5 protein-coding genes are annotated in these 5,471 nt (G+C 73.3%); 3 read left to right on the forward strand and 2 right to left on the reverse strand.

What is annotated here, in order from left to right; all coding sequences use genetic code 11:
* A partial coding sequence (locus CCN56_RS40030) for an RNA polymerase sigma factor (protein WP_143664825.1) occupies nucleotides 1–636 on the reverse strand: 636 nt, incomplete at its 3' end.
* A gap of 172 nt (nucleotides 637–808) precedes the next feature.
* On the opposite strand from CCN56_RS40030, the gene radA reads away from it, so the two are divergent.
* Together radA and disA are read left to right on the forward strand one after the other, a co-directional pair.
* Nucleotides 809–2,215 (forward strand): DNA repair protein RadA, encoded by a 1,407-nt coding sequence (gene radA, locus CCN56_RS40035; RefSeq protein ID WP_086832482.1) that lies wholly within the window; start codon nucleotides 809–811, stop codon nucleotides 2,213–2,215.
* A 73-nt stretch (nucleotides 2,216–2,288) separates the two neighbouring features.
* Nucleotides 2,289–3,413, forward strand: coding sequence for a DNA integrity scanning diadenylate cyclase DisA (gene disA, locus CCN56_RS40040; RefSeq protein WP_041129817.1), 1,125 nt, complete (start codon nucleotides 2,289–2,291; stop codon nucleotides 3,411–3,413).
* A 132-nt stretch (nucleotides 3,414–3,545) separates the two neighbouring features.
* Here disA and CCN56_RS40045 read toward each other — a convergent pair whose 3' ends face one another.
* Nucleotides 3,546–4,403 (reverse strand): hypothetical protein, encoded by an 858-nt coding sequence (locus tag CCN56_RS40045; protein WP_086832483.1) that lies wholly within the window; start codon nucleotides 4,401–4,403, stop codon nucleotides 3,546–3,548.
* Between the two features lie 235 nt (nucleotides 4,404–4,638).
* Between CCN56_RS40045 and CCN56_RS40050 the strand changes: the two genes are divergently transcribed.
* On the forward strand, nucleotides 4,639–5,322 hold the full coding sequence (locus CCN56_RS40050; protein ID WP_086832484.1) for a phosphatase PAP2 family protein: 684 nt from the start codon (nucleotides 4,639–4,641) through the stop codon (nucleotides 5,320–5,322).
* The last annotated feature ends 149 nt before the right edge of the window (nucleotides 5,323–5,471 follow it).

Here is a 5,471-nt window from a genome sequence, read left to right on the forward strand (position 1 = left end):
GGTGAGCCGGGCGACGGTGGGGCAGCTGCCGGTCTCGACGACGGCGAGGGCGGCGCGGGTGCGCTCGACCTCGCAGCCGGCGGTGGCGAGGAGTTCGCGGGCGGCGAGCGGGTCGAGGGAGAGCACGGCGGCGACCTGACGGTGGCTGAGGCCGTGCCGCACGGCGAGCTCCAGGGCCTCTCGCTGCTCGGGCGTGGTGCCGGCGGCCTCGGGCCAGGCGAGCAGGGCGAGCTCGGCGCGGCGCCGCTCGGCTGTCTCCTCGGAGACCCGGGGCGGCGCGGGGGCGGTGACGGCCGGGCGGCCGGTGTGGGCGCCCTGGCGCTTGCGGCGCTGCTCGCCGAGGCTGCGCAGGCAGGCCCAGCGGGCGAGGGCGTACAGCCAGGCCGTGCGTCCGTCCTCGTCGGAGGGGCAGCGGCCGTGGTGGCGCTCGGCGACGGCGAGGACGTCGCCGAGGACGGCGGTGGCCGTGTCGTGGTCGCAGAGCACGGAGAGGCAGTACGTGAAGAGGCCGTCGAGGGCGGCCTCGTAACGGGCGGGGGGACGCCGGCCGAGCGTGCGCGGTCCCTGGTCCGTGGCGCGGTGCGCCCGGTGTGCGCCGGTGGTGCGTGCGGGGGAATCCAGCCTGCTGCTCGTCACTCGGCGACCGTAGGCAGGACGGGAGCACTCTTCGTACCGGTTGCCCCATTCTCATTCTTACGGGTGAAGGTATCGCTCGAAAGGGGACAGGAACCCGGCGTTCCGGTGGGGTGACGGTCCCCCTGTGGATGACGGCGTCCCGTTGTCGGTGGGGGCGGATACGGTGTCGTCCATGGCTGCCCGTACGAAAACCGCCAAGGACCGGCCGTCCTACCGCTGCACCGAGTGCGGCTGGCAGACGGCCAAGTGGCTCGGCCGCTGCCCCGAGTGCCAGGCCTGGGGCACGGTCGAGGAGTACGGCGCGCCCGCCGTCCGCACGACCGCCGCCGGTCGCGTCTCCACCGCCGCGCTGCCCATCGGCCAGGTCGACGGCCGGCAGGCGACCGCCCGCTCGACCGGCGTCGACGAGCTGGACCGGGTCCTCGGCGGGGGCCTGGTGCCCGGCGCCGTCGTGCTGCTCGCGGGCGAGCCGGGCGTCGGCAAGTCCACGCTCCTGCTCGACGTGGCGGCCAAGGCGGCGAGCGACGAGCACCGCACGCTGTACGTGACGGGCGAGGAGTCCGCGAGCCAGGTCCGGCTGCGCGCCGACCGGATCAACGCGCTCAGCGACCATCTGTACCTGGCGGCCGAGACCGACCTGTCGGCCGTCCTCGGGCACCTCGACGCGGTGAAGCCCTCCCTGCTGATCCTGGACTCGGTGCAGACCGTCGCCTCCCCCGAGATCGACGGCGCGCCCGGCGGCATGGCCCAGGTCCGCGAGGTCGCCGGAGCCCTCATCCGGGCCTCCAAGGAGCGCGGCATGTCGACGCTCCTGGTCGGCCACGTCACCAAGGAAGGGGCCATCGCGGGCCCCCGGCTCCTCGAGCACCTGGTCGACGTCGTCCTCAGCTTCGAGGGCGACCGGCACGCGCGCCTGCGCCTGGTCCGGGGCGTGAAGAACCGGTACGGGGCGACCGACGAGGTCGGCTGCTTCGAGCTGCACGACGAGGGCATCACGGGGCTCGCCGACCCCTCCGGCCTCTTCCTGACCCGGCGCGACGTGGCCGTGCCCGGGACCTGCCTGACGGTCACCCTGGAGGGCAAGCGTCCGCTCGTCGCCGAGGTGCAGGCGCTGACGGTCGACTCGCAGATCCCGTCCCCGCGGCGGACGACCTCGGGTCTGGAGACCTCCCGGGTCTCGATGATGCTGGCGGTCCTGGAGCAGCGCGGCCGGATCAGCGCGCTGGGCAAGCGGGACATCTACAGCGCGACCGTGGGCGGCGTGAAGCTCACCGAGCCCGCCGCCGACCTGGCGATCGCGCTCGCGCTGGCCTCCGCGGCGAGCGACACCCCGCTGCCGAAGAACCTGGTCGCGATCGGCGAGGTCGGGCTCGCGGGCGAGGTGCGGCGGGTGACGGGCGTGCAGCGGCGGCTCGCCGAGGCGCACCGTCTCGGCTTCACGCACGCGCTGGTCCCGGGGGACCCGGGGAAGGTGCCGGCGGGGATGAAGGTGACGGAGGTGGCGGACGTGGGGGACGCGCTGCGGGTGCTGCCGCGGAGCCGGCGGGCGAAGGGCGCGGAGGAGGCGCCGGCCCGCTGACCGACACCCCCGCAGGACGGTGTCGCTAGACTTTGCCCTGGTCTCGCCCATCCGTACGAGCCGGAGGAGTGCAGTGGCAGCCAAGGACGGGGCAGCAGCTCCTGGAAAGTCCGGCGCGGGCTCCGGCAACGAAGCGCTGATGCGCGCCGCCCTGAGCGCGGTCGCGCCGGGCACCGCGCTGCGCGACGGCCTGGAGCGGATCCTCCGGGGAAACACGGGCGGTCTCATCGTCCTCGGCCTGGACAAGACGGTCGACTCGATGTGCACCGGCGGTTTCGAGCTGGACGTCGAGTTCACCGCCACGCGCCTGCGTGAGCTGTGCAAGCTCGACGGCGCGCTCGTCCTCGACAAGGACATCACCAAGATCCACCGCGCGGGTGTGCAGCTGGTCCCGGACGCCTCCATTCCCACCGAGGAGACCGGCACCCGCCACCGCACCGCGGACCGGGTCTCCAAGCAGTGCAAGTTCCCGGTCGTCTCCGTCTCCCAGTCGATGCGGCTGATCGCGCTGTACGTGGACGGTGAGCGCCGGGTCCTGGAGGAGTCGGCCGCGATCCTGTCCCGCGCCAACCAGGCGCTCGCGACCCTGGAGCGGTACAAGCTGCGGCTCGACGAGGTGGCCGGCACGCTCTCCGCCCTGGAGATCGAGGACCTGGTCACGGTCCGGGACGTCACCGCGGTCGCGCAGCGTCTTGAGATGGTCCGCCGGATCGCCACCGAGATCGCCGAGTACGTGGTCGAGCTCGGCACCGACGGGCGGCTCCTCTCGCTCCAGCTCGACGAGTTGATCGCGGGCGTGGAGCCGGAGCGCGAGCTGGTGATCCGGGACTACGTGCCGGAGCCGACCGCCAAGCGTTCGCGGACGGTCGCCGAGGCGCTCACCGAGCTGGACGCGCTCACCCACACCGAGCTGCTCGAACTTCCGGTCGTGGCGCGGGCCCTCGGGTACAGCGGTTCGCCCGAGACCCTCGACTCGGCGGTCTCGCCGCGCGGCTACCGGCTCCTGGCGAAGGTGCCGCGGCTGCCCGGCGCGATCATCGAGCGCCTGGTGGAGCACTTCGGCGGGCTGCAGAAGCTGCTCGCGGCGAGCGTGGACGACCTCCAGACCGTCGACGGCGTCGGCGAGGCCCGCGCCCGCAGCGTCCGCGAGGGCCTGTCGCGGCTCGCGGAGTCCTCGATCCTGGAGCGGTACGTCTGAGGCCTGTCCGGCGGATCGGCTCGCACGACTCGGCTCGCACGGCTCGGCTCGTACGGCTCGGCTCGCACGGCTCGGCTCGGCTCGCACAGCTCAGCTCATACGGCTCGGCTCGTACGGCTCGGCTCGTACGGCTCAGTCCTTCGCCAGCGTGAACGAGGCCGCCAGGACCTTCGCGCCCGGCATCTCCGCCTCCACCAGGTAGGTGCCGGGGCCGGCCTGGCCCGCCGGGGCGCTCGCGCACTGCGGGGCGCTGTGGCCGCGGTCCCATTCCACGGTGTGGGTGACGGTGGCGTGCGCGGGGACGCGCAGCAGGACCGGGTTGCCGGGGCGCGGGCAGTCGGCGGTGGACCAGACCTCGTCGTCCCGGTCGTCGCTGATCGTCAGTACCGCGCTGCGGGGTCCGAAGTCGGCCTTGCAGGTGGTGTTCGAAGTGTTCTTGGCGACGAGCTGGAAGCGGGGCTTCTCCCCCGCCTCGTAGGCGACCTTGGTGGCGCGGAGCGTCAACTGCAGCGCCCCGGCGGGGCAGTTCGGGAGCGGGGAGTCGGCCGGGACCTGCTGGCCCGCACCGGTGCCCGCGCCTCCGTCGCCGCCGGCTCCGTCGGTGTCGCCGTTCTTGCCGGTGCCGCCGGTGCCGGAGCCGGAGCCGGAGCCCGCGTCCGTACCGGCATCGGTACCGGCGTCTGCGCCCGCGCCCTCGTCCGTACCGGAGCCCGCGGAACCACCGTTGCCGCCGGAGTCGCCCGACTCGTCGCGTCCGCCGGGCTGTTGGCTGATCGCCGGGCCGGTGCCGGAGGGCCCTGGGGTGATCGAAGGCGGGGTCGGCGACGAGCCGTTGGCGGCGTCGTTCGTCTTCTTCCCGCCGCCGTCACCCGAGGTGAAGGCCCAGGCGGCGAGCAGCGTGAGAAGCGCCACCAGGCACAGCGCCACCGCCCTCCGTCGCCAGTAGATGGTGGAGGGAAGCGGCCCGACCGGATTGCGCAAAGATCCCACGACCCGAACCTTACGAGAGATCCGGCCCAACTCCCGCCCCACCCGCCGCCCGAGACCTCAAGTTTTGCCGATGATCACATCCGTCCGTTCCGGGAACTTTTCCCAAAACCCCGCAGGAACCCCACCGGAAACCGTAGGCAACCGGTGCGAATCGCAACCCCCCACTTTCGTCGGGGGTCGTTCTGGCCGTTGGCCCGGGGCGACGAAGTCCTGATTCCGGTTAGCGTCATGCACCATGGACACCGTTCTCGACCTCTCCGACCGTCTCTATCTCGACGTCGCCGATTTCGCCCACTCCACCCCCCACTGGTTCCAGTGGCTCGCCGAGGTGTGGACGGAGCTCGGGCTGCTGCTCTTCGGCGTGCTGTTCCTCGCCGGCTGGTGGCGCTCCCGTGAGGGGTCGAGCCGGACGATGGCGCTCGCACTGCTCGCCCCGGTGGCCACCGGCTTCGGTTACGTGGCGAGCGAGGCGCTGAAGTCACTGGTCGACGAGGAACGTCCCTGCCGCGCGGTCGCCGGCGCGCCCGTCTCGCTCGTCGCCTGCCCGCCGCACGGCGACTGGTCCTTCCCGAGCAACCACTCGGCCATCGCGGGTGCCGCCGCGATCGCGCTCGCCCTGTCCTGGCGCGGGATCGTCTGGCTGACCGTGCCGATGGCACTGCTCATGGCCTTCTCCCGGGTCTTCGTCGGGGTCCACTACCCGCACGACGTGACCGTCGGCCTGCTCTTCGGCTCCCTGGTCGCCTTCCTCGTGATGCGGGTGGCCGAGCGGCCCGTACGGTCCCTGGTGGAGACGGCCCGGTCGAGCCGGAGCTCGGCCGTGGTGTGGTGCGCGGGGCGCGGGGCGAGTGCGCACGCCTCCGCGCACGCCCCCGTGCACTCCGAGCGGCGCTCTCGCGCACGCCACGGCGCGTACTGATCCCGTCGGGGACGTGCCAGGATCGGAGGTGCCATGACTTCCATCGACACTCCCCCCGCGTCCCCCTCCGCCGAGGCCCCCGTCGCCCCGGCGCTCCCCTCCGAGCTGCACGGGCCCGTCCTCGCCTGGTTCGACCGGCACGCCCGTGA

Origin of the sequence: Streptomyces sp. NRRL B-24572 (assembly GCF_002156145.1) — a bacterium.
GTDB lineage: Bacteria > Actinomycetota > Actinomycetes > Streptomycetales > Streptomycetaceae > Streptomyces > Streptomyces vietnamensis.